This is a genomic window from Altererythrobacter xiamenensis (assembly GCF_900177715.1).
GTDB classification, from domain to species: Bacteria; Pseudomonadota; Alphaproteobacteria; order Sphingomonadales; family Sphingomonadaceae; genus Erythrobacter; species Erythrobacter xiamenensis.
Genome location: NZ_FXWG01000002.1, coordinates 234,415 through 257,545 on the forward strand (window position 1 = coordinate 234,415; position 23,131 = coordinate 257,545).

Annotated in this window: 22 protein-coding genes; 14 read left to right on the top strand and 8 right to left on the bottom strand. The window is 59.5% G+C overall.

Annotated elements, in window-relative coordinates:
- The first annotated feature begins 8 nt into the window (after window positions 1–8).
- The 10 genes from CCE89_RS06415 to wecC all read left to right on the top strand — a co-directional run bounded on the left by CCE89_RS06415 (window position 9) and on the right by wecC (window position 8,791).
- A complete protein-coding gene (locus CCE89_RS06415; protein WP_086437234.1) occupies window positions 9–656 on the top strand; it encodes a nicotinate-nucleotide adenylyltransferase in 648 nt (215 codons plus the stop codon).
- Window positions 657–782: 126 nt separating this feature from the next.
- Complete coding sequence (rsfS, locus tag CCE89_RS06420; protein WP_086438002.1) at window positions 783–1,145, top strand: ribosome silencing factor; 363 nt, start codon at window positions 783–785, stop codon at window positions 1,143–1,145.
- Window positions 1,146–1,261: 116 nt separating this feature from the next.
- Window positions 1,262–1,684 (top strand): 23S rRNA (pseudouridine(1915)-N(3))-methyltransferase RlmH, encoded by a 423-nt coding sequence (locus CCE89_RS06425; RefSeq protein WP_086437235.1) that lies wholly within the window; start codon window positions 1,262–1,264, stop codon window positions 1,682–1,684.
- A gap of 4 nt (window positions 1,685–1,688) precedes the next feature.
- Complete coding sequence (locus CCE89_RS06430) at window positions 1,689–2,927, top strand: murein hydrolase activator EnvC family protein (RefSeq protein ID WP_086437236.1); 1,239 nt, start codon at window positions 1,689–1,691, stop codon at window positions 2,925–2,927.
- Between the two features lie 176 nt (window positions 2,928–3,103).
- On the top strand, window positions 3,104–4,441 hold the full coding sequence (locus CCE89_RS06435; protein ID WP_086437237.1) for a S41 family peptidase: 1,338 nt from the start codon (window positions 3,104–3,106) through the stop codon (window positions 4,439–4,441).
- Window positions 4,442–4,457: 16 nt separating this feature from the next.
- Window positions 4,458–4,931, top strand: a complete 474-nt coding sequence (locus CCE89_RS06440) for a disulfide bond formation protein B (RefSeq protein WP_086437238.1) — start codon at window positions 4,458–4,460, stop codon at window positions 4,929–4,931.
- Between the two features lie 10 nt (window positions 4,932–4,941).
- The gene (locus CCE89_RS06445) at window positions 4,942–5,463 is read left to right on the top strand and encodes a demethoxyubiquinone hydroxylase family protein (RefSeq protein WP_086437239.1); all 522 of its coding nucleotides are present in this window, start codon (window positions 4,942–4,944) and stop codon (window positions 5,461–5,463) included.
- Window positions 5,464–5,554: 91 nt separating this feature from the next.
- Window positions 5,555–6,223, top strand: a complete 669-nt coding sequence (locus tag CCE89_RS06450) for a hypothetical protein (RefSeq protein ID WP_234989981.1) — start codon at window positions 5,555–5,557, stop codon at window positions 6,221–6,223.
- A 71-nt stretch (window positions 6,224–6,294) separates the two neighbouring features.
- Window positions 6,295–7,416, top strand: a complete 1,122-nt coding sequence (gene wecB, locus CCE89_RS06455; protein WP_086437240.1) for a non-hydrolyzing UDP-N-acetylglucosamine 2-epimerase — start codon at window positions 6,295–6,297, stop codon at window positions 7,414–7,416.
- Window positions 7,417–7,489: 73 nt separating this feature from the next.
- Entirely contained in the window at window positions 7,490–8,791 is a 1,302-nt protein-coding gene (gene wecC, locus CCE89_RS06460; RefSeq protein ID WP_086437241.1) for a UDP-N-acetyl-D-mannosamine dehydrogenase, read from the top strand.
- An 8-nt stretch (window positions 8,792–8,799) separates the two neighbouring features.
- Here the strand turns inward: wecC and CCE89_RS06465 are convergent, their stop codons facing one another.
- Window positions 8,800–9,810 (bottom strand): NAD-dependent epimerase/dehydratase family protein, encoded by a 1,011-nt coding sequence (locus CCE89_RS06465; RefSeq protein WP_086437242.1) that lies wholly within the window; start codon window positions 9,808–9,810, stop codon window positions 8,800–8,802.
- Between the two features lie 148 nt (window positions 9,811–9,958).
- Between CCE89_RS06465 and CCE89_RS15100 the strand changes: the two genes are divergently transcribed.
- The 4 genes from CCE89_RS15100 to CCE89_RS06490 all read left to right on the top strand — a co-directional run bounded on the left by CCE89_RS15100 (window position 9,959) and on the right by CCE89_RS06490 (window position 14,799).
- Window positions 9,959–11,437, top strand: coding sequence for a right-handed parallel beta-helix repeat-containing protein (locus tag CCE89_RS15100; protein ID WP_143255976.1), 1,479 nt, complete (start codon window positions 9,959–9,961; stop codon window positions 11,435–11,437).
- A gap of 119 nt (window positions 11,438–11,556) precedes the next feature.
- Window positions 11,557–12,252: a formyltransferase family protein gene (locus CCE89_RS06480; protein WP_086437245.1), complete on the top strand. Its 696-nt coding sequence runs from the start codon at window positions 11,557–11,559 to the stop codon at window positions 12,250–12,252.
- A 66-nt stretch (window positions 12,253–12,318) separates the two neighbouring features.
- Window positions 12,319–13,440, top strand: a complete 1,122-nt coding sequence (locus tag CCE89_RS06485) for a DegT/DnrJ/EryC1/StrS family aminotransferase (RefSeq protein ID WP_086437246.1) — start codon at window positions 12,319–12,321, stop codon at window positions 13,438–13,440.
- Window positions 13,441–13,473: 33 nt separating this feature from the next.
- Window positions 13,474–14,799, top strand: a complete 1,326-nt coding sequence (locus tag CCE89_RS06490; protein ID WP_200810301.1) for a nucleotide sugar dehydrogenase — start codon at window positions 13,474–13,476, stop codon at window positions 14,797–14,799.
- A 25-nt stretch (window positions 14,800–14,824) separates the two neighbouring features.
- On the opposite strand, the gene CCE89_RS06495 is transcribed toward CCE89_RS06490, so the two are convergent.
- From CCE89_RS06495 to CCE89_RS06525, 7 genes are read right to left on the bottom strand one after another with little or no spacing between them, the layout of a single operon-like run.
- A complete protein-coding gene (locus CCE89_RS06495; protein WP_159456597.1) occupies window positions 14,825–16,159 on the bottom strand; it encodes a polysaccharide biosynthesis protein in 1,335 nt (444 codons plus the stop codon).
- On the bottom strand, window positions 16,102–18,006 hold the full coding sequence (gene asnB, locus CCE89_RS06500) for an asparagine synthase (glutamine-hydrolyzing) (protein WP_086437249.1): 1,905 nt from the start codon (window positions 18,004–18,006) through the stop codon (window positions 16,102–16,104). The genes CCE89_RS06495 and asnB overlap by 58 nt, the downstream gene beginning before the upstream one ends.
- An 18-nt stretch (window positions 18,007–18,024) precedes the next feature.
- Window positions 18,025–19,398 (bottom strand): hypothetical protein, encoded by a 1,374-nt coding sequence (locus CCE89_RS06505; protein ID WP_086437250.1) that lies wholly within the window; start codon window positions 19,396–19,398, stop codon window positions 18,025–18,027.
- Complete coding sequence (gene wecB / locus CCE89_RS06510) at window positions 19,395–20,519, bottom strand: non-hydrolyzing UDP-N-acetylglucosamine 2-epimerase (protein ID WP_234989982.1); 1,125 nt, start codon at window positions 20,517–20,519, stop codon at window positions 19,395–19,397. The genes CCE89_RS06505 and wecB (CCE89_RS06510) overlap by 4 nt, the downstream gene beginning before the upstream one ends.
- The gene (locus CCE89_RS06515) at window positions 20,459–21,562 is read right to left on the bottom strand and encodes a glycosyltransferase family 4 protein (protein ID WP_143255978.1); all 1,104 of its coding nucleotides are present in this window, start codon (window positions 21,560–21,562) and stop codon (window positions 20,459–20,461) included. The genes wecB (CCE89_RS06510) and CCE89_RS06515 overlap by 61 nt, the downstream gene beginning before the upstream one ends.
- Before the next feature lie 28 nt (window positions 21,563–21,590).
- On the bottom strand, window positions 21,591–22,169 hold the full coding sequence (locus tag CCE89_RS06520; RefSeq protein WP_086437253.1) for an acyltransferase: 579 nt from the start codon (window positions 22,167–22,169) through the stop codon (window positions 21,591–21,593).
- Window positions 22,170–22,171: 2 nt separating this feature from the next.
- Window positions 22,172–23,125 carry a Gfo/Idh/MocA family protein gene (locus CCE89_RS06525; RefSeq protein WP_159456598.1) on the bottom strand — a complete coding sequence of 318 codons (954 nt, stop codon included), beginning with the start codon at window positions 23,123–23,125 and terminating at the stop codon, window positions 22,172–22,174.
- Window positions 23,126–23,131: the final 6 nt, after the last annotated feature.

Sequence of the window (23,131 nt, forward strand, 5' to 3'; positions counted from 1 at the left end):
CGTCATAGATGGGCAAACGCGTCGGTCTGCTCGGGGGTAGTTTCAACCCTGCCCACGGCGGGCATCGCCGGATTTCGCTCTTCGCAAGGAAAGCGCTCGGCCTCGACGAGGTCTGGTGGCTGGTTTCACCCGGTAATCCATTGAAGCCGAAGAAAGGCATGGCCCCGCTCGAAGCGCGGCTTGCCTCGGCGATGGCGCAGGCGCGTCGCGCCCCGATCGTGCCCACCGCGATCGAGCGCGAGTTGGGCACGCGTTACACGGTCGACACGCTGGCGGCGCTGCAAAACCGCTACGCGAAGCACGAGTTCGTATGGCTCATGGGCTCGGACAATCTGGCGCAATTTCACCGCTGGCGCGACTGGCGCGGCATTGCGCGAATGATGGCGATTGCGGTTATCGCAAGGCCCGGCTATGATGCGCATGCTTTGGCGAGCCCCGCCATGGCCTGGCTCAGACGCTATCGAGTGCCTGCTGCCAGCTTTGCAACCCGGGGCAGATGGAGCGCACCGGCACTGGTGTTATTGCGTTTCGATCCCGATCCACGTTCGGCAACGGCCATTCGCCGCGCCGAACCCGATTGGGCGGCGCAGTTCGCAGGAAAACCGGTCAGGGATCCACTCACGCATCATCTGGTAAATCCTGAGGAGGGGATATGAGGCGCATTTCGTGCGTTGATCATCCCATGGACCTCATCCCCACAATTCGGAGACGTGATTTCGCCTATGCAACAGGCGCAAAACCTGTCGGCTGCTGCCGACGCCAAAACCAGCCCGGCACCTGCCATGACTGCATCTGATCAATCCAGCGAATTGCACGATCTCGTGATGACGCAGCTCGATGACGATCAGGCGCAGGAGATTGTGTCGATCCCGCTCGAGGGAAAGAGCTCGATCGCCGACCACATGGTCATCGCCTCGGGTCGATCGACCCGTCAGGTCGCCTCGATCGCGCAAAAACTCGCCGAGAAGATCAAGCAGTCCGGTTTCGGACCGGTCCGCGTCGAAGGCCTCCCGGCCGCCGACTGGGTTCTGATCGATGCCGGTGACGTCGTGGTGCACCTCTTCCGCCCCGAAGTACGCAGCTTCTACAATCTCGAGCGGATGTGGGGCTTCGAAGGCGGCGAAGCGGCGGTCGGCACGGCGTAATTTTCTGCGCTACCGGCCTTTGGCCTACTTGAGCGCGGGAACCATCATATCGGACGGGCGGTCGCCCTAGCGATCCGCTGAGCGGATCGGTTGGCTTTTATTCTGAGGGTTGCGCTATCTTTCTTCATGTCATCGCGCGCGGGAAGATCGGCCGGTCTCCGGAGGCCGAGCTTGTCGAACGTTACGAAAAGCGGCTGAGCTGGCCGGTCAAGCTGACCGAATTGCCCGAGACCGGCGGGCGCATCCCCGAGCCGCAATCACCACTCAAGACGGTTCTGCTCGACGAGAAGGGCAAGAACCTTTCCTCCGAACAACTCGCGGACATTGTCGGGCGCTGGCGCGATGACGGCATGCGCGAGGCGCGTTTCGTGCTGGGCGCGGCGGACGGACATTCGGAGCAGGAACGCGCCGAGGCCGATCTGCTGCTCGCCTTCGGCAAGGCGACCTGGCCGCATCTGATGGCGCGCGCGATGCTGATGGAACAGCTCTACCGGGTGACGACGATCCTTGCCGGACACCCCTATCATCGGGCAGGTTGATCGCATGACGATCCGTGCAGCCTTCCTTTCCCTGATTGCCGCCAGCGGACTGTGCGTGGCCGCCATGCATGCACTGACCGGAAGCGCCGATGCACAAGGGGCGAGCAGTTTCGCCTCACCTGCCGAGGCTCGCGCCGAACTGAACCGCGCACAGCAGCAGGCCCGCGAAGCGGCGGCGCGGGCGGAGAGATTGGCCGAGCAGGCCAATCGCGCAGAGCGGACCGCCGATCGCTCGGCGCGAGAAGCGGCCGCGCTTGCAGCGCGCATCCAGCAGGCCGAAGCGAATATCGCGGCAAGCGAAGCGCGATTGGCACTCATTACCGACCAGCGCCGCGTGCTCGACGCGCGGCTGGCCGAGCGGCAGCAGCCGATAGTGCGGCTGACAGGAGCGCTCCAGAACATGGCGCGCCGCCCATTGGCGCTCTCGGCCCTGCGGCCCGGTTCGCTCAAGGACACGGTCTATGTTCGCGCGGTGCTGGAGACGACGGTTCCCGAGATACGCGGCCGCACCGCATCGCTTCGCGCTGAACTTGCGCAGAGCCGGGCGCTGGAAGAAAGCGCAGCCGGCACTCTCGCCGATCTTCGGGCCCAGCAGGACACGCTTGAACAGCGGCGCCGGTCGCTTGCCGCGATGGAGCAGCGCCAGCGCCGCGCCTCGCGCGAAGCGAGCGGCATTGCCGTGCGTGAAAGCGAGCGCGCTTTGGCCTTGTCCGAACAGGCCCGCGATCTGGACGACCTCGTCGACGAACTCGGTGCAGCCGCGAGTCTGCGACAGGAGCTTGCTGCGCTGCCAGGTCCCATCATTCGCCCGGCCCGGCCGGGTCAATCCCAAGTTGCGCAAAACGTGCGCCCGTCGCCTTCGCCCAGCGCAACCAGCCCTCCGAGCGACTTCCAGTTGCCGGTCGATGGCCGGATCCTGACCGGCTTTGGTGCCGCAGGCGACGCCGGCGCGGTCAGCAGCGGACTTACGCTGGCGCCTCGCGGTGGCGCTCAGATCGTTTCACCCGGCCGCGGCCAGGTTGCATTTGCCGGACCCTATCGCGGATTTGGGCAGATCGTCATTGTCGAACATGCCAATGGCTGGACCAGTCTTATCACCGGATTGGCAAAATCGAATGTGACGATAGGTGAGGATCTGGTTGGCGGAAGCCCGCTCGGGACAGCCGCGGAAGACGCTTCGCCGATAACCTTCGAGCTACGCCGAGAGGGAGAACCGGTGAACCCGCTGGAATACATGGGCTGATATCGGCAGTTCGTGGAATATCGCGGGCATTGGCCCGGCGTGTTTGCCAAGAGAGTATCGAGCGATGTGCATCATCATCGCGGGACTCGCGCCATTGCGGGACGCGGCTCACGCAATCATCTGGCGTTCAGCACCCTCCCGCTATACACTCGCGCAAAACAGGAGCTGTTTAGCCGATGAAACCCGCCGCATTTTTCCGCACAGCCGCGCTCGTTACCGCGGTTGCGCTCATTCCGGCCACGACCGCCACGATGGCGCAGGTCGATGGTCGCGCCGGTCCGCAATTCGCCAAGCTGTTCGCCGCCTATCAGCGGATCAAGGCGAGCTATGTCGAGCCGGTGGAGGACGAGCAGCTCATTCGCGGCGCCATCGACGGGATGCTCAGCTCGCTCGATCCGCATTCCGCCTATGTCGATGGACAGTCGCTCGAGCGGCTCAACACTTTGATCGACGGCAACTATTCGGGTCTCGGCCTCTCGGTCGTCATGGATGACGGCGCGGTCAAGGTGATCTCCCCCTTCCGCGGCAGCCCGGCTGAACAGGCCGGCGTCAAGGCCGGCGACTATATCACCCATCTCGACGGCAAGCTGATTTACGGCGGAGATCTCGACGAAGCGGTCGCCCAGATGCGCGGTCCTGCGGGCACTTCGATCCAGCTGACGATCTTCCGCCCCGGCCGCGACGAACCGCTCGAAGTCGACGTGACGCGCGGCGTGATCGAACTCGAACCGGTCACGCACAAGCTTGAAGCGGGCAATGTCGGTGTGATTACGGTCAACGAGTTCTCGGCCGATGTCGGCCGCGATGTGCTTTCCTCGTGGAACGAACTCCAGCGTGAGGCAGCGGGCCGGATGACGGGCCTCGTTCTCGATCTTCGTTCGAACCCGGGCGGTTCGCTCGATGAGGCTGTCGCGCTGTCGGATCTCTTCCTCGACAAGGGACGGATCGTCTCGCAGCGCGGACGCGCTCGCGGCGAAACCCTGCTCTACGACGCCGAGACCGTTTTCCGCGGCGACATGGCCAAGGGTACGCCGGTCATCGTGCTGATCGATGCAGGTTCCGCTTCGGCGTCCGAAATTGTCGCCGGTGCGCTGCAGGATCATCGCCGCGCGCTGATCATGGGCGAACGCAGCTTCGGCAAGGGCAGCGTCCAGTCGCTCCTGCCGCTCGGCCGCGATTCAGCGCTGAAGCTGACCACCGCGCGCTATTACACGCCGGCGGGTCATTCGGTGCAGGAGGGCGGGATCAAGCCAGATATCGCCGTCCCGCAGCTATCCGACCCTGACCTTGCCAAGCGCAGCAAATACCAGATGCGCGAAAGCGACCTGCGAGGCCACCTTGTCAACGAGCTTGGCCTTGAGGACGAAGCGCTCGAGGCGGACAAGCAGACCGATCCGCGCTTCAAGCTGACCGCGGAGGAGCTTGAGGAACAGGGGGTCGAGGACTTCCAGCTGCATTATGCGCTTGAAACGCTGCGGCGCACCACGCCCAGTTCCGTAGCGCTACGCGACTGACGGACGAGTCGCCATCATGGTGAAAGGCCCCGAGGCCCGATTGGCGCAAGCCCTGGCGATCGGCCTGCCGGCAGTACTGCTCGGCGGGGCTTACATCTCGCAATATGGCTTTGGCCTCTTCCCGTGCGAGATGTGCTGGTGGCAGCGCTATCCTCACTTTGCGGCGATCGGCTTTGCCGCGCTGTCCTATGTCGTCGCGCCACGCCGCCTCTGGATCGCGCTGGCGGGCATCGCGATCCTCATCTCGGGCCTGATCGGCGGTTTCCATGCGGGTGTCGAATATGGCTGGTGGGAAGGCATCACGGGATGCTCGACCGCGCTCGATCCGAACATCGACCCGATGGATGCGGTCATGAACGCCCCGCTGGTCCGTTGTGACGTCGCTCCCTGGGATCTGTTCGGAATCTCGCTCGCCGGATGGAACTTCCTCTTTTCGACTTTCGGCGGCCTCGCAGTCCTCACCCTGTTAAAGCGCGCGAAGACGTACTAGATCGGTGCCTATGACCAAGGACGAAATTCACCGCATGATCCGGGTCGACCAGGCTGGCGAGTTTGGCGCGACACGCATTTACAAGGGCCAGCTCGCGGTCATGGGCGACCGCGGTCCGCATGGGCAGGAAATCGCGCATATGGCCGAGCAGGAAGAGGGACACCGCGCCCGCTTCGATGCCCTGATGGCCGAACGCGGCGTGCGACCGACCGCTTTGCAGCCGTTCTGGTCGATCGCCGGCTATGCACTGGGCGCAGGGACCGCTCTGCTCGGCCCCGAAGCCGCGATGGCCTGTACCGCTGCGGTCGAAGAGGAAATCGACAAGCATTATTCCGAACAACTCGACCGCCTCGAAGAGAGCGGCGAGGATCCCGAGCTTGCAGCGATGGTTCACGAGTTTCGCGAAGAAGAGCGAGAGCATCGCGATGCAGCACTCGCCGCAGGGGCAGAGCGCGCGCCCGCCTATCCGCTGCTTTCTGGCGCGATCCGGCTCGGCTGCCGCGCCGCAATCAAGCTCGCCGAGCGTATTTGACCGGCCTCAAGGCGCGGAACAGCGCGCTTCATATCGTGTTCAGTGCTATAAGCGCCTATACTTCGGGCACAGCTTCAACCGGGAAAAACCGATGAAACGTATTCTTACCGCCGCCATTCTCGCCAGCGCCGCCTTCGCCGCGCCTGCCGCCGCTCAGGACGAGGCAGGCGACAAGGTCAACATGGTGATCGTCTATGGTGACGATGCCTGTCCGCCGCCTGCGGAAGGCGAGATCACGGTTTGTGCGCGCAAGGACGAGAATGAGCGCTTCCGCATTCCGGAAAACCTGCGCACCAGCGACAGTCCGCAGAACGTTGCCTGGGCCGAGCGGGTCGAACGCTTCGAAATGGTCGGCGATTTCGGAACGCTTTCCTGCGATCCGGCTGGTGCCGGCGGTTTCCTCGGTTGCACCCAGCAAATGATCGATGCCGCCTATGCTGACAGGGAGGATGGCTCCGACGTACGCTTCAGCCAGCTCATCGCGGCTGCGCGTGCCGAGCGTCTTTCCACCATCGATGCCGATGCCGCCGCCGAACAGGAGCGCGTCGAGCAGATCGAACGCGAGTATATGGAGCGGCTGGAGCGCGAGCGCGAAGCCGAGGTGCCGGGTGAAGTCGTCGCCGATGCGCCGCCGCCGATTATCGATAGCGAAGATCGCCAGCCTCCGGCCGAACCGTCCAAGGATGTGCCCTTCGAGGATGACGATGAAGTGCAGGTACCAATCGACGCGGCACCGCCTGCCGAAGAGCCGGGCGCCTGAGCAACAACGGATAAGGCGGTAGGCGAAAGCTCGCTTATTGCATCGGGAAACGGCGATGCTAGTGCTTCGCCATGACCGAACCCATCAAGGTAATGACCGTTTTCGGCACTCGGCCAGAAGCGATCAAGCTGTTCCCGCTTGTCCACACGCTGGAGAGCGACCCACGCTTCGTCTCGCGGGTTTGTGTATCCGCACAGCACCGTGACATGCTCGATCAGGTCCTGTCGATCGCGGGGATCGAGCCGGACCACGATCTCGACCTCATGACGCCGGGTCAGACGCTCGACGCGCTGACGGCGCGCGCTCTGGTCGATATCGGAGCCGTGCTCGACAGCGAGAAGCCCGACTGGGTCGTCGTCCAGGGTGACACCACCACGGTGATGGCGGGCGCTATTGCGGCCTATTACCGCAAGATACCGGTTTGCCATGTCGAGGCGGGACTGCGCAGCGGCGATATCCATCATCCATGGCCCGAAGAGGTCAATCGCCGCGTCGTGGGCACGTTCGCTGCCCTCCACTGCGCGCCGACGCAGACAGCGGCCGATGCCTTGCTCTCCGAGAATACCGACGCTGCAACCGTCCACGTCACCGGCAATACTGTGATCGATGCGCTGCACTGGGTGACAAAGCGGATCGAGGCCGAACCGGAACTTGCCGCCGGATTGTCCGAGCTCGAGGAGCGCTTCGCCGGTAAGCGGATCATCGGGATGACGAGCCATCGGCGCGAGAATTTCGGCGAGGGGATGCGCGGCATTGCCGAAGCTGTGAAGCGCATTGCCGCACGCGATGACGTGGCGATCATTTTTCCCGTGCATCTCAACCCCAATGTCCGCGAGGTGATGAACGCAGAGCTTGCAGGGTTCGATAATGTCGCGCTGATCGAACCGCTCGACTATCCGCATTTTGCGCGATTGCTCGATATTTCCTATCTGATGCTGAGCGATAGCGGCGGCGTCCAGGAAGAAGCTCCGGCACTCGGCAAGCCGGTGCTGGTCATGCGCGAGACGACCGAACGACCGGAGGGAATCGAGGCGGGTACAGCCAGGCTCGTCGGGACCGATCCGAATACTATCGTTATCGAAGTCACACGTCTTCTCGATGACGAGGATGCCTATCGCGCCATGGCCCGCGCCCACAATCCCTTCGGAGACGGCGCATCGGCCCAGAGGATTGCCGATTTGCTCGCCAGCTGAGGTGGCAGCGTTACCGATAAGTTTACCTTCTTGTCCTAGTCCCGCGCGTGATTTTCACGGCGATAGGTAAGGTATGCGCGGCGATCGGAAACCGGAAGTATGTGTAGTGGGGCTGGGCTATATCGGCCTGCCGACGGCTGCAGTCATTGCCCGCGCCAATTGCCCTGTTACCGGCATCGACGTCTCGCCAAAGGTCGTCGAAACGATCAACAAGGGCGAAATCCATATCGAGGAAGTCGATCTCGACGGACTGGTTCGCGGCGTGGTTGATCGCGGACTGCTCAGGGCGTCGACCCAGATCGTTCCTGCCGACGTCTTCGTCATCGCCGTTCCAACGCCATTCGAGAAAGACGGGCATCATACGCCCGACACCTCCTATGTCATGGCGGCCGCGACCGAAATCGCAGGCGTGCTGAAGGCCGGCGACTGCATCATTCTCGAATCGACCTGCCCGGTCGGCACGACGCACAAGCTGCGCGACCACATCGCTGCGCTTCGTCCCGATCTGGCGATGCCGGGTCTGACCGAGAACACGCCCGATGTCTCGATTTCCTATTGCCCCGAGCGTGTTTTGCCGGGCCGGATCGTCGAAGAGCTTACCAATAACGATCGCTCGATCGGCGGGATCACGCCGCGCTGTGCGCGCAAGGCGCTGGCGTTTTACAAGCAGTTCGTCCGGGGAACCTGCGTCACCACCGATGCGAAGAGCGCGGAGATGACCAAGCTTGCGGAGAACGCCTTCCGCGACGTCAACATCGCCTTCGCCAACGAACTGTCGATCATCGCAGATCAAACCGGTCTCGATGTGTGGGAGATCATCCGGCTCGCCAATCGTCACCCGCGCGTGAACATCCTCTCACCGGGTCCGGGTGTCGGCGGACACTGCATTGCGGTCGACCCATGGTTCATCGTCCACGGTGCGCCCGATCATACGCCGCTGATCCGCACAGGCCGCGAAGTGAATGATGCCAAGATGCATCACGTCATTGCGCGGGCGGAGGCACTGATCGAGGACAATCCCGATCTGCGCGTCGCCTGTCTCGGTCTCGCATTCAAGGCGAATATCGACGATTTCCGTGAGAGCCCGGCGCGCTTCGTCGCCTCGCGGCTGGTGCGGAAGTTCGGCTCGCGCGTGTCGATCGTAGAACCCTATGCGTCGGAATTGCCGATCGAGTTCAGCGATACGGGCGCGGAATTGATCGATCTCGATGAAGCGCTGGAAGAATGCGGCATCATCATCCTGCTGGTCGATCATGACCTCTTCAAGGTCGTCCCGGCGGAAGAGCTTCGCGGGGCGCTCGTATACGACACACGCGGCGTCTGGCCGGGAGTTTCCGACGAGCGGGTACCGGAACGGCTGCGTCTCGCGGGATAGGCCTGGCGCTACGCGTCTGAAACGCGATGGTAGCGCCTGAACCACTCGACGAAGCGGGGAAGTCCCTGCTCGACGGGGGTTGAAGGGGCGTAGCCGAGATCACGGAAGATCGCGTCGATATCCGCAAATGTACGCGGAACGTCCCCTTGTTGCATGGGGAGGAGTTCAAGCCGCGCCTTTCGCCCGCAGGCTTCCTCGATGATCTCGATCACTTTGAGAAGTTCTTCGGGACGATTGTTGCCGATATTGTAGATCGAATGGGGAGCCACGCTGCCACCGGGCTTAGTGGAGCCATCGTCTTCGGGTGGGGAGTCGAGGCAGGCGAGAATGCCGGAAACAATGTCGTCAATGTAAGTGAAGTCGCGCTGCATGCGGCCGTGATTGAAGACAGGAATCTGCTCGCCATTCAAGATTTTGCTGGTGAATATCCAAGGCATCATGTCGGGTCTCCCCCACGGCCCGTACACAGTGAAGAACCGTAGCCCTGTCTGAGGAATGCGATAAAGGTGAGCATAGGTCTCGCTCATCAGCTCGTCCGACTTCTTCGTCGCGGCGTAAAGCGAATAAGGGTGATCGACCCGGTCATCCACCGCGAAAGGGATCTTCGCATTGCCGCCGTAAACCGAACTGGAACTGGCATAGACCAAATGGTCGATCTGCCTCTCCCGGGCCAGCTCAAGAATGTTGAGGTGGCCGAGGATGTTGCTCTCGATGTAGGCATGCGGGTTTTCGAGCGAGTATCTTACCCCCGGCTGCGCGCCGAGATGGACAATGCGATCGAAGTCTTTCGACCTAAGACCCTCGACGAGCAAATCATTGCGGGCAAAATCCAGCTCCTGAAAACGAAACTGCGACCCGCCATCCGTGTTTTCAACCCATCTTAGCCGATCCCTTTTCAACTCAACGGGATAATATGCGTTGAGATTGTCGATGCCCAAGACCTCATTGCCTGCCTCGACCAGGCGGGCCGCTACGGCGGAACCGATAAAGCCCGCAGCACCTGTGACCAGAATCTTCATGTTCGTAAGCTTTAGGGAGGACCTGTCATTCGGCAAGAGGTGAGCGTTCGGATGCTCGCGATTTCCTTGCCCACTTTTTCATTACGCATTCAGGTATCTTGCTGTCTCATCTGAAAATGAGTTTATGCGTCGAGTTTGACTGAGCCTCATGGGTTTTTCCTTCAGCCGTCCCGGGCGCAGGGCATTCTTCCAAGGGGCTCTGGCGGCAGGTGGGCTGGCCGTTCTGGGACCGCGTAAGGCGTTCGCTGCGATTGATGCGGACGCGGCTCTGCAGGGCAGCAATGACCTGACTGATCTGGTCAACTCGCTCGTCCAAGCTGGGGGGGGCCAGGCTCTTGTCCTTGGGCCAAGGCGCTATGTCATCAGGCCCGAAACCGAGGTTGGCAGCCTTATTATTGAAGCTCCGCAGGGAAGGGCGGTGATCGGATCGGCTGGAGGGCCCGGTCATTACCTGTTGGCGAGCAACGGCTCATCGCGTCCGCTGCCAAGACTGGCAGAAAACGTCTGTCAAGGATCCCGTTCATTGCGGTTTGTGGCCGCACACGGCCTCAGGCCGGGCGACTGGATCAGGATTTTCGATCCACGCCCCTCGTCATATTCGGCCGTCAGGAGCGAGTATCGTCAAGGCTTCAACGCGGTTGTGAGCGAGACCTTCGACAACAAAATCGTTTTGGTCGAACCGGTACCTTGTTCGCTTGACCGTAGAGCCGGGAGAGCGCTGCACATCGAACCAACCTCTCCAACCCTGCGCAATCTTTCGCTGCAGTCGGGCAGCCTGTCGGCTGCGCGTTTTACGAATACCAAGTATCTCGGTCTGCACGACATCGCGGTTGAAGCAAGTGCGCCACATGGGATTTATGTCGAGCGAAGTCTTGATTTCGTCATTACCGGGACCAACATCCGAAATGCTGGTTCGCGCTCGGGAAGCGACTATGGCCTTGCAATCGGGAACAGCGAGAAAGGTCGAGTCCTTGATTGCGACCTGTGGGCTAGGCGGCATGGGATTAGCGTTGGTGGGGGAGGTGCGAGCGATGCCATTCCCAACCGGTCGGTCGAGATCAAAGCTTGCGCCATAGGTAATGAACGTGACGCTTTGGTGCATGCCGCAGATATGCACGGAAATTGCGAGCGAACTTCCTTCGCAAACTGCGTGGTAACCGGCGGGGTTTCCATAGCGGGGAAAGACAATTCCATTTCAGGATGCTCAATCTCCTCGATGCGAAACGGTGTGTGCGTCGTGGGGACAGAGGTGCTCGGAGGATCGCTCAAGATAGTGGATTGCATCTTGCGCAGCTCTGCCGATGCTTCGCAGGGCTACCGCGGGATCATCGATTTCGGCGGCAACAGCATCGCTATCGGCAGGCACACCGTTGCACCGCTTTCGATCTTGATTGCAGGACTTGAAGTTGAAGCAACCGGTCAAAGCACATCGAGCCGTGTGATCGAACTGAGAAATCGCGGGTCAGCGGTTCCAGTCGACCTTACCGTGCGAGGACTTCATGTCGAAATGGATGCTGTTGGCACTTTGGTCTCGTTACGCAACCATCAGTCGAACTCTTGGAATGGATCGATAGTGATTTCGGGCATCACTGGCGACAAGCCGCACACACGAACTAGCGGCCATTAGTTGGGGTAGATTCAAGGTTTTGCCTTGCATCACATCCATAAGACGGTATCGGGCGAACCCGCGCCTATTTCAATCTGGGCATCCCCCCGTTCAGCAAGCTTTACGTTCTGGAGTAAGAGATGCGTATCGGCATCATCACATATGCCACCAATCACTTGAAGACAGAGCAGATTGCTATTGGTTTAAAGCAGCGCAACTACGAAAATATTTCGCTCTTCGCTCTTCCGTTCAAGCCGCGGCCCGCTCGTGAAGTCTTGTTTGCGCATCGTCCCGACATGATGGTTGGCGGCCATTCGCGAAGCGTCGCCAAGGCCATCGGGGCCGATTATCTCGAGGTCGCGAGCGCCGAAGAAATCCCGATCGAGGGCATCGAAATCTATCTCATTGGCGGGGCGGGAATCCTGCCTCCTGCATTTGTGAACAAGACGCTGGGGCGCGTCCTCAATTCTCATCCGGGAAAGATCCCGCTCGTGCGTGGTCTCGATGCCCTGAAGTGGGCTATTCTGGAGAAGCAGCCGGTCGAGAACAGCCTTCATTTCATTGACGCGGAAACCGATGCGGGCGACATGGTCGCGCAGTTTCCGACCCCTCTGTTCGCGTCGGACACGATGGAGAAGTTCGCAGCCCGTCACTACGAGATCGAGATCGACATGATGCTCGATTTCGAGCATCACGTTGGTCAGTATCGGGCAGGAAACTTCAAGCCGGCGGAGTGCACCGTCGGCAAGGCAAGAATGCGGATGAAGCCGGAAGATCAGGCGAAATTGCCCGCCGCTTTCGAAGAATACAAAGAGCTCTACGCGATCAAAGACTGACGTGGGTCGGCAATGGATGAGCCCGCGCCCCGTCAGCGCTAGGATCTGAAATCAAAGGAAAGACCAGTGAAAGTACCGTTTACCGGCCTAGAGGTGCAGAAAGATCGCCTCCGCCACCAGATTGACGCGAGAATTTCGAAGGTTCTGGACCATGGTAAATTCATCATGGGGCCGGAAGTCGGCGAATTCGAAGCCGAATTGTCGAAGTTTTGCGGAGCGCAGCACTCGATCGGCGTCGCCAATGGAACCGATGCACTGCAGATTGCCTTGATGGCACTTGGTATCGAGGCGGGCGATCGCGTGTTTGTGCCCTCTTTTACCTACACGGCAACCGCCGAAGTGATCCTGGTACTCGGCGGGGTTCCCGTTTTCGTCGATGTTGATCCTGTAACGTTCAATATCGACGCCGACGATCTCGTCGAGAAGATTTCGCAGGTCAAAGCATCTGGCCACCGTGCGCTCTGCGTTATCGGTGTCGATCTGTTTGGCCTGCCTGCTGATTGGGAAGCCATCAACGCGATCTGCGCGGAACATGGGCTCGCCAGCATTGCGGATTCTGCCCAGAGCTTTGGGGCCGCGCTCGCGGATGGACGCAGCGTTGGCACACTTGCCCAGATTACGACGACCAGCTTTTTCCCGGCAAAGCCGCTGGGCTGCTACGGGGATGGCGGCGCGATCTTCTCGCAGGATGAAGATCTGGCCGCGGTCATGCGCTCCATCAGGGTGCACGGATCGGGACAGCAGAAGTACGAAACCGTGCGCGTCGGTATGAACAGCCGGCTGGATACCCTGCAAGCGGCGGTCTTGCTCAGCAAGATCGAAGTCTTCGGCGAAGAGATCCGTCGCCGCAACGAGCTGGCTGACTACTATTCGGCTGCGCTCGGCGACGTGTGTGAAGTGCCGCAGAAGCCTGCTGGCGTTACTTCTGCATGGGCGCAATACACCATCCGCTCTAGCGAAAGGGATGCGCTTCAGCAGCACCTCAATAACGAGGGAATTCCTACCGCGATCTACTATCCGCTGCCGATGCATCTGCAAAAAGCCTATGCGCAATTCGGCGACGGCGAAGGTAGTCTGATGCAGAGCGAGAACGCGTCTCGCGAGGTGCTTAGCCTCCCCATGAATCCCTATTGGGCGACGCAAGAGGCCGACATGGTCATTGCAGCCGTTAAATCCTTTCTGGCCTGACGCCAGCAACACAACGAGATCTGAAGACTGATCATGAGTGAGAATTTCAACCGCCTTCTCGAGAGGATCGAATCGCGCGATGCCAAGGTAGGAATCCTCGGCATGGGTTATGTGGGGCTGCCGCTCTCGGTGGCTGCTTTCGATGCCGGCTTCCCCGTTCTGGGGTTCGATGTCGATGAAACCAAGATCGCCTCGCTCAATGCGGCGCAGTCACCGATCGAACGCGTCGCCAACTCCAGGCTTGCGACAATGCGCGAAGAAGGCCTGTTCGAGGTCACCAGCGATTTTTCGCGGACGAGCGAATGCGATCTCCTGATCATTTGCGTGCCCACCCCGCTGGGCAAGCATCGCGAGCCTGATCTCTCCTACGTCGTGCAGACCGTCGAGGCGATCAAGCCCAACCTGCGTAAGGGCCAGCTGGTGTCGCTTGAATCGACAACGTACCCCGGCACCAGTCGCGATCTCATCAAGCCGATTCTGGAGTCTACCGGGTTAGAGTCCGGAGCCGATTTCTTCATCGCTTATTCGCCAGAGCGCGAGGATCCGGGCAATCCGGACTTCGAAACTCGCACCATTCCCAAGGTCGTGGGCGGTGACGGCGACCACGCCCTTCAGGCAGCGACGGCGTTCTACGGCGCCGTGGTCGAGAAGGCCGTCCCCGTTTCGAGCTGCGAAGTGGCAGAGGCCGTCAAGCTGACCGAGAACATCTTCCGTTCGGTCAATATCGCTTTGGTGAACGAGCTGAAGATCATCTACGCGCGCCTCGGCATAAACGTCTGGGATGTCATCGATGCGGCAGCGACGAAACCATTCGGCTTCATGCCCTTCTATCCCGGTCCCGGGCTCGGCGGGCACTGCATCCCCATCGATCCGTTCTACCTGACCTGGCGCGCTCGGGAGTTCCAGGTCCCGACCCGTTTCATCGAGCTCGCCGGCGAAGTGAACCTTCAGGCACCCTATTTCGTGATTGAAGAAGTCGCCAAGGCCCTGAGCGACCGCAAGCACAAATCGGTTGCCGGTTCTCGCATTCTCTTGTTGGGCGTCGCCTACAAGAAGAACGTTGAAGACACGCGGGAAAGCCCTGGCTTTGTCCTGATCGAGGAGCTTGAGCGTCGCGGTGCGAAGGTCGACTTCTACGATCCCTACGTGCCTGTGATCCCGAATCTCCGCGAGCACCCCGAAATGGTCGGGCGTAAGAGCGAAGATTTCGACCCGGAAAATTTCTCCGAATATGACGCAATTCTGCTCTGCACCGATCACGATAACGTCGACTACGAGGCCATCGCAGAGCGAGCGGACCTGATTGTCGACACGCGCAACGTGTTCGATCACTCCAAAAACAACATCGTTCAAGCCTGATGAAGATGCGCCGACAGGAAGGTCGTTATCCGGCCTTCCTGTCCCGTAGACTTCTGACGGCGATCAGGATGAGCATCCAATAGATCGCGTAAACTCCAACCTTTACCAGGGCGATCCAGCCGACGAAGGTCAGCAAATCCCAACCGAAGGCCGAGTGCGAAAGCCACAGCGCGGCCATCGCAAAAACGGCCAGGAAGTCGTAGATGAGCTTTAGCTCCTGGCGCTGGAGCATCAGCAGCAGTCTCGAATTGATGTTTACGATGGTACTCGCCGCAATCCAGGGCGACATCAGCAGTACGATCAGGCTGAACTCCTTCCCACTTTCGGGCAGGTGATCGTAAAGAGCCCAGATCAGCGCGGCGAAAACCAGGAGGCCGGCGAGAGAGGCCCCGGTCACCAACAGGGTCGAACGCCAAAAGAAGCCCTCCAGAGCGGCCCAATCCCGCGCTCTCTGGAAGACCGAGTAGCGTGTCTGCATGACCTCGGTCAGTGTTTTCGATAGCTGAGCTGCTGGAACGGCCAATCCCCGATAAGCCAATCCGAAGAGCGCGGTGGAAGCCAGGCCATAGAATTGCGTGACGAGCAGGATGGGCGCGTTGGCGGCAAGGTGATCGAGCATCGTCGATGGCGTTTCGATGATGGGAAACTTCCAGTATTTGATCATGGTGCGACGGTAGATCACCGAACCGGCCTTGCCCCAATGGAGCCTCAGGGCCGCGAACGGGTAAAGCTGGCCTGCCATCATTATCGTGACGAGCAATTCACCTGCGATCAGCCAAAAGCCCACCTCCGATGCAATCATGTCCCGATCGAGCAGGAGTATTGCTGCGACACACCCGCGAGCAAGCGACATTGCGCCAGCGCGCACATAGGTGGCACGCATTATTCGCGCGACGTTCCCTTGCCGAATGGCCCAAAGCCTGCCGATCTGAACGAGTGTCTGGGCGATGGTGAGACCCAGGAGCATCGCGATTTCGAACGGCCCAAGGCTTCGAACCTCGAAGAGATCGAGTTGCGAAAGGGCCAAGATTATTGCGATCTGGAGAAGACAGACGAGGGCAATACTGCTCGTGGCAAGCACCAGCAGCACGCCGAGACGTCTGGCGGATTCCACGGAGGGCATAGCACTCTCGAAGCGCAGACCCGCAAAGGCAGAAAAAGGCAGCGAGATTGAGAGCGCCAGGAGGAACAGGCCGAATTGCTGCGACGGTGAAATCGCTCCGAGCAAGCCGATGGTTACAAGGTGCACTGCCAACATCACGACATTCGCCGAACCAAGTCGAACGAACGTGCGGGCAAAACTCATAGGGTAGCGCCGATCATGTTCTGGCGAAGAGCCAGGAGGTTGATTGATCGCCATAGAAACGCGAGCTGGGTTCCCTCCTTGCTTTCGGCGTGGTCAAGCGCGGATTCCAGAGGTTCGCCCATTATCAGCCCCTCCAGACGCGTGTCACCAGATCCGAGAGGCAGGGTTCTCAGTGCGGGCGCCCAGGCGCGATTGTCGGGCGCAAAGCCGATCTTGTCGGCGCGAGCGAGAACGTCATCAGGTACGATGCCTCGCATCGCATCGCGGAAGACCTTCTTGGTCACGCCGGCCTCGTCGATCAGGAATTCGTCCGGGAATGAAAGGCAAAGTTCGGCCATTTGTGGGGTGAGGAACGGCACCCTGCTTTCGACCGAGTGCGCCATCGAGTTGCGATCGTCGTATCGAAGCAGCGCGACCAGAGAGCGACGGATCGATTGGACGAGGAGCGCAGTTATACTTGAACTGGTAGGATCGTGGAGAGCAAGATCTGCCCAGGCATCCATCCCGAACGCTTGCATCGCATCGGCTTCGATCCACGGCGCCATCTGGGAGAACTGCCTCTTCCCCATCGATTGGCGAATCCCGTAGGGCAATAACGATCGCGCCAGATTGCGCAGGATTGCACCATTCGAGATGCCAAAGCGCGCACTGAAATGGCGCACATAGCGCATGAAGATGGAAACGTCGCCGCGCTTCAAAGCGTTGGCCATCGCTAGTTGATAGTAGGAGATATACCCAGCCAGGAGTTCATCGGCGCCTTGCCCACTCAGGAGGACCTTGACGCCTTGGCGGGCGACTTCACCGTAGACTTCGTATTGTGCATAGATGCTTAGACTTGCGAAGGGTTCGCCCTGATGCCTTACCACATGTTCTAGATTCTCAAGCACAGCACCGGTTGCCGGGCGGATAAAATGCGTTTCAGCACCGACATGCCGGGCGACAATATCGATCCACCGCTTCTCGGATATGCGTTCATCCTGCGGTAGATAGGAAAATGTCTTTATGTCGCGATGACCCAGATAGTGGGCGGCACAGACTATGGCGCTTGAGTCGATCCCGCCCGACAATGCGAAGCCGATTGGCGCGTCGGAACGCATGTGCCTTTCGACAGATTCGAGGAAGCATGTACGCAATGCTTCAACAGCTTCGCCATACTGCCAGTCGCGTTTCTCTATGCGGTCGAGATCAAAGTAGCTCTCGGTCTCGCTCAGCGACAAAGTCTCGAGCTCGAGCGATACGAAACTTCCGGGCGGCAGGCGTTCTACGCCAGGGATAATCGTCTTCCGATCGCCATCATTCATCCCCCAACGCAGCGAGTAGGCTGCGCTGAGCGGGTCAAATCGATCCGGCTTGATCCACTCAACGATAGGAGCCAGTTCGGAACTGAAAATGATTTCGTCGTCCGAGCGGTAGACCAGCAGGGGCTTGATCCCGAAGGGATCACGGGCAGCGAAGATGCAGTCCTTTTCACGGTCGTATATGACGAAGGCGAACATACCTTCAAGACGGGCGAGACAGGCAGGCCCCCATTCGCGCCAGCAGTTGAGCAGCACCTCCGTGTCACCCGACGTCCTGAATTGCACCCCTTTGCCCTGAAGGGCGTCGCGTAACTCAACGTAATTGTAGATCTCGCCGTTGTAGACCAGGTGAAAGCGGCCGTCCTCTGACTGAAACGGCTGGTCCGACGCGTCGTGCAGATCGATGATGGACAAGCGTTTGTGGCACAGAACATGGTCCATGTCCGTGCTTTCCAAGCCAGCAAGATCGCGGATGTCGGAACTGTCATTCCACCCGACAGCCCCGCTCGCATCGGGACCCCTGTGTTCGATAAGCCCGGCGAGTTTGGCGAGAGGAAAGGAGTAGTTCTGTTTTCGCGAGAAGCGAGCGAGCAGTCCGCACATCTCAAAAGACCCTCATCATCAATTGGCTGGATCGAGGGCTGAGTTTGGCGCACGGCCCTCAAACCGGGTGATCCCTGTGCGGTTGCTTAAAGGCTGAGCGACAGCTTTGCGAGAGGGGTAGATGAGCAGCAGGATCAGGGCGTATCCCAGCCCTCCGGACAGAAAGGTCGCCGGCAAATCGGCCGTTGTTACCGCGAAATAGCTCGCCCTAATCATCAGGGCCGCGCCCAGCATTTCGACTCCCTTGCCTTTCGCCAAAGCTGCGCCTCCTACGAGGATCGCAAAGAAGACCGCGACGTAGAAGGCCACCCCGAAGTGTCCGGCATTGATGTACCCAAAGCCAATCATCCCGGTGTTGGCTGAGTTGGAATCGCTCCCTGTAAGGTAGTGCCCCACCGCCTGTGTCGGAGAAACAGTGTCAGTGTATTCGAAAATTCCGAGCCCGATCTTCGAGTAGCTCCAGTTGAGGTAGCCGAACTGTTCGGCAAACATCACGTAATACTGGTTGAGCAAGACCGGAGTGAAGAGAGTGCGACGGATGAGGAAATTGGCGATACTCCCGCCGAGTTCGGTATCCATCGCGAGCGCGATCACCCCGATAAACACGGTCGATACCATCAGGAAGTAGATGAACTTGTTCTTGAACCGCGCGAGGTAAAGCAGGCCAACGAGGAAGATGGCCCAGAACAGAATGCTCTTGTGTCCAGTGTACCCAAAATACAGGACTGCAAATCCGAAACCGACAAGAGTGTAGAATCGCTCGCGGTTGAAGAATGCGACCGTGATCAACAGGAGCGCAGCCTGGATCCCGAGTTGCATGATATAGCCAAGAATGCCCAGATCTGCTTCGTTGGCTTCTGCCCGGCGATCGTACACTTCGAAAATATTGAAATTGAGCGAGAAGATACCTGCCGCGTTTATCGCGATGGCAAGGCCCGCCAACGAGAGAATGACGAGCGTCACTTGAAGCACATTGAGCGGCACCTCTCCTCGAAATGCGAGATCGAAACGAACTCGTGAGAAGAGAATGAGCAAGGCCTGGATTATAATCGTCCAGATGAAGATTGCCGGAAACAAGCCCGCGTAGACGAACATCACCACGGTCGGGATGAAAAAGAAGAAATGACACAACGTCGCCAGGAGAGAGGTTACGTCATCGAGGTTTGGCCTTACAAAGGAGGTAAGGATGGAAAGCGCGACGAGTCCTATCCCGAGCCTTTCGGGAATGAACAGATAGGGAAAGCCATAGTAGGCGTAATAGACCGAGACGTAATCGACATAGAGCGTCGAGAGTGCGGTGAAAATGATGATCGCGCACCCTATTCGGGCCAGGAGCCGGACAAAGCCATCAGAGCCTGGGCGACTTCCGGCAGGATCTTGTTGCAGTCTCATTGAAGCTGCGAAATCGCATGGACGACTTTCGCACTGCATCTGCCATCGCCGAACATGTCGAGCCTGGGGTTCACCTTCTGACCGAAGACATCAGTGCAATAGCTGAGCATGGTTTCTGCCTCCACCGGGCAAAGGCGGTTCGCCCGCACCTGGACAAGTTCGACCCATTCTGTCTCATCCCTGACGGTTATGCAGGGTTTGCCGCAAAAGTAGGCTTCCTTCTGTAGTCCGCCGCTATCTGTCAGGACGGCCCCGCTATTCTGCAGCAGCCAGATCATTTCGAGGTATCCCACAGGATCGATCGTTTCGACTTCAAGCGAAAGGTTCGCGTCCTTTATGGCATTACGGGTGCGTGGGTGCAAAGGCAGCACGACGGGCGCCAATTCGGAATGAATAAGGTTGAGCCCTTCAACCAGATTTCTGAGTTTGACCAGGTCGTCGGTATTCTCGGCACGATGAACCGTCGCCAGGAGAAAGTCTTGCGGCAACTCCACCGAGGGTTTGAGCGCGAGGCTGCTGAAAGTCTGTATGGCGTCCAGCATCACATCACCCGAATAAACGACCTTTGCCCTGCCATCCGCTGTAAAACCTTCCTTCTCAAGGTTCAAAAGGGCCTGCTGCGTCGGGCAGAATAGGATGCTGCTAATCTGGTCGGTCAGGAGGCGATTGACCTCCTCCGGCATCCGCATGTTGAAGCTGCGCAAACCCGCTTCGACGTGCGCAATGGGGATATGCATCTTCGCGGCCGCAAGAGCACCCGCCAAGGTCGAATTCGTGTCACCGTAGACGAGCACGCAATCGGGCGCGGTCTTATAGAAGTATTCTTCCAGCGCGATGAGCATCCGCCCGGTCATGTCGCCATGACTGCCACCATTGATATCGAGATAGGCAGCGGGCTTGGGAATGCCGAGCTCTCGGAAGAAAATGTCAGACATGCCGGCATCGAAGTGCTGGCCGGTGTGGACGACGAGCTCCTCGATATCGCTTTGATCAAGGAAAGCGCGCGAAACAGCTGCAGCCTTGATGAATTGCGGCCGCGCACCGACGATTGTCGCAACTTTCACGCTAATATCCCGAGTTTGCGGTAAAAACCGAGCAAGTTGTCTGCCTGGGCTTCCCAATTCAGACGATTGGCGACGGCCTCACGCCCCCTAGCACCCATTTTCGCCGCTTCTATCGGATCATCGAACAGCCGGTCAATCGCGCTGGCGACCTCCTCGGGCCGCGAAGGGTCGACGCAAAGCCCGCAACCGGTCCCCTCAACGATCTCTCTCCACAAGGTGAAGTTCGAGGCGACAATCGGGATCCCGGCGCTCATATACTCGAATAGCTTATTGGGCTGCGCGCAAACGTGATTGGGCGCTTCGAGAAATGTGACGATCCCGCAAACTGCGGATGCCATTTCTTCAGCGACCGCCTGCCTGTCGACACTTCCCACAACATCGGTCCGGCTACGGCCGGGGGATTCTTCCACGCGCTGCTCGATTCCGTCATTGGCCATAGGACCGACTAGACGGAAGCGGCGCCCTTCCTTGACCATGCTCATAGCATCCACGACTTCACCGACGCCGCGAATTCGGCTGATGCTCCCCACGAACAGAGCATGGCGCGGGGTCCGATCGACTGGCGGTTCGAACTCGTCTTTCAAAGGATAGTTCGCGACGAGTTCGACGTTGCCATTAAGCTCGGCCAACTGAGAAGCGATCTGCGAGGTGGCCCCGACCAGCCCGTCGAACTTCGGGAATGCCCAGCGCTCTCCCATGGCAACGACAGCGGCAAGGCCCCGCCTCGCGTACCGGGGAATGTAATGCTTGGTTGCAATCTGGGCCGGGAGGTCCTCGTGCGCGTCGAATATCACCGGCGCGCCCTGTTCCTTGAGCCTAAGGGCCCAGGGAATCAATTCCGGGTCATGGCAATGATAGGCGTCCGCCTTGAGAGTCCTTGCCTTGCGATACACACGGTAGGCGGAGGCCGCCATGCGCTTCAGCCTGCCTTCCGAGCGACCGACATCTACGATCGTCACACCGTCGACAGTGTCATCACCCTTGTCGTCTGCGACAACCAGGGTCACCTGAGCACCAGCCTTGGCCAGGGAGCGGCATTGCTTGTGAAAAACCCGGACATCCGTTCGCGGATGCGCTGAAGTCATCTGGACAATATGCATGTTCAGTATCCCGAACCGCCCGGCCAATCTACTCGCTCACGACCTTGATATGCGAGCCGTCAAGCTCGAAGCGTTCACCGGTGCGCGGGCACACCAGATCTTCCGTCAGGCGTTCGCCGGCGCTGCTTACCCAGCCGACCTGCCGCGCCGGATTGCCGAGCACTAGCGCATGGTCGGGCACATCGCGGGTAACAACGGATCCGGCACCGACCATCGCGTATCTGCCGATCGAATTGCCGCAAACGATGGTGCAGTTGGCGCCGAGGGTCGCCCCCCGTTTGACGAGCGTTCGCGCAAACTCGCGCTTGCGGTCTACGTGGGCGCGCGGCGTAATGACATTGGTGAAGACCGCAGACGGGCCGATGAAGACGTCCTCCTCCAGTTCCACCCCGTAGTAGATCGATACGTTGTTCTGAATTTTCGACCCGTCGCCGATTTTGACGTCGGGCCCGGCCATCACATTCTGGCCGAGCGTACAATTGCGCCCAACGCGCGTGCCGGAAAGCAGGTGGACGAAGTGCCAGATCGCACTGCCTTCGCCGATTTCCACATTACCGTCTACGATCGCGGTGTCGTGCACGAAGATGTCCGTTTTGCCTTCCGACATGATTAGCGAGTCTCCATGACTTCGTTTGAACGTTGCAATACGTCGAGGACGGCAATCGCTTCCTCGGCATCGGTCAGCGGACGCTCACGATCGGCGATACGATCGATGAAGTGCTGCATCTCCGCCTTGAGCGGTTCGCCGTTGGGAACGTCGATATAACGCGGATCCGCCTTCTTCGCGGTATAACCATCGCTCGTGTGCGCAATTTCGTGATCGTAGACTGCTACCTTGTGTTCCCACGGAAGTTGATCGTCGAACACAGCCATGCCTTTGCTGCCAACCACGATGAGACGCTGTTCCTTGAACGGATGCAGCCATGAAGAACGCACTTCGGCTCGCACGCCGTTGCCAAAGAGAATATCGACATGGCCGATGTCTGCAATTCCATCCTGCAGAATGTCCGAACCGTTTGAGCTGACGTCCTTCACTTCGGAATCGACGAGGCCGAGAACCATCGAGATGTCATGGGGAGAGAAGCTCCACACGACATTTTCGTTGCTGCGGATCCGGCCCAGGCTGAAGCGGGTGGAAACGATGTAGCGGGGATCTCCGATCTCACCTCCCTGAACGATCTTGCGAAGAGCCACATAGCAGGGATGGTATTGGAGCAGGTGCCCGACCATCATCAGGACACCCGCCTCGGAGGCAGCCTGCGCCATCTCTCTTGCGTCGGACAGGGTCAGGGCAATCGGCTTCTCGACGTAAACGTCCTTGCCCACTTCGATTGCCTGCAAGGCTACGTCGCGATGTGTCGGAGCAGGGGTTGCGATCACGACGCCTTTGACGGCTGGATCGGCGAGAGCATTATGCGGCTCGGCAAAATGTTGCACGCCTGCATCTTCGGCCAGCTTGCGTGCCGCATCGCTGGGATCGACCACCGAGTGGAGGACTCCCAGTTCATTGAGATTTCTGAAGAGGTTGCGGCCCCATGCACCGGCGCCGATAAGTGTGATCATCTTGTT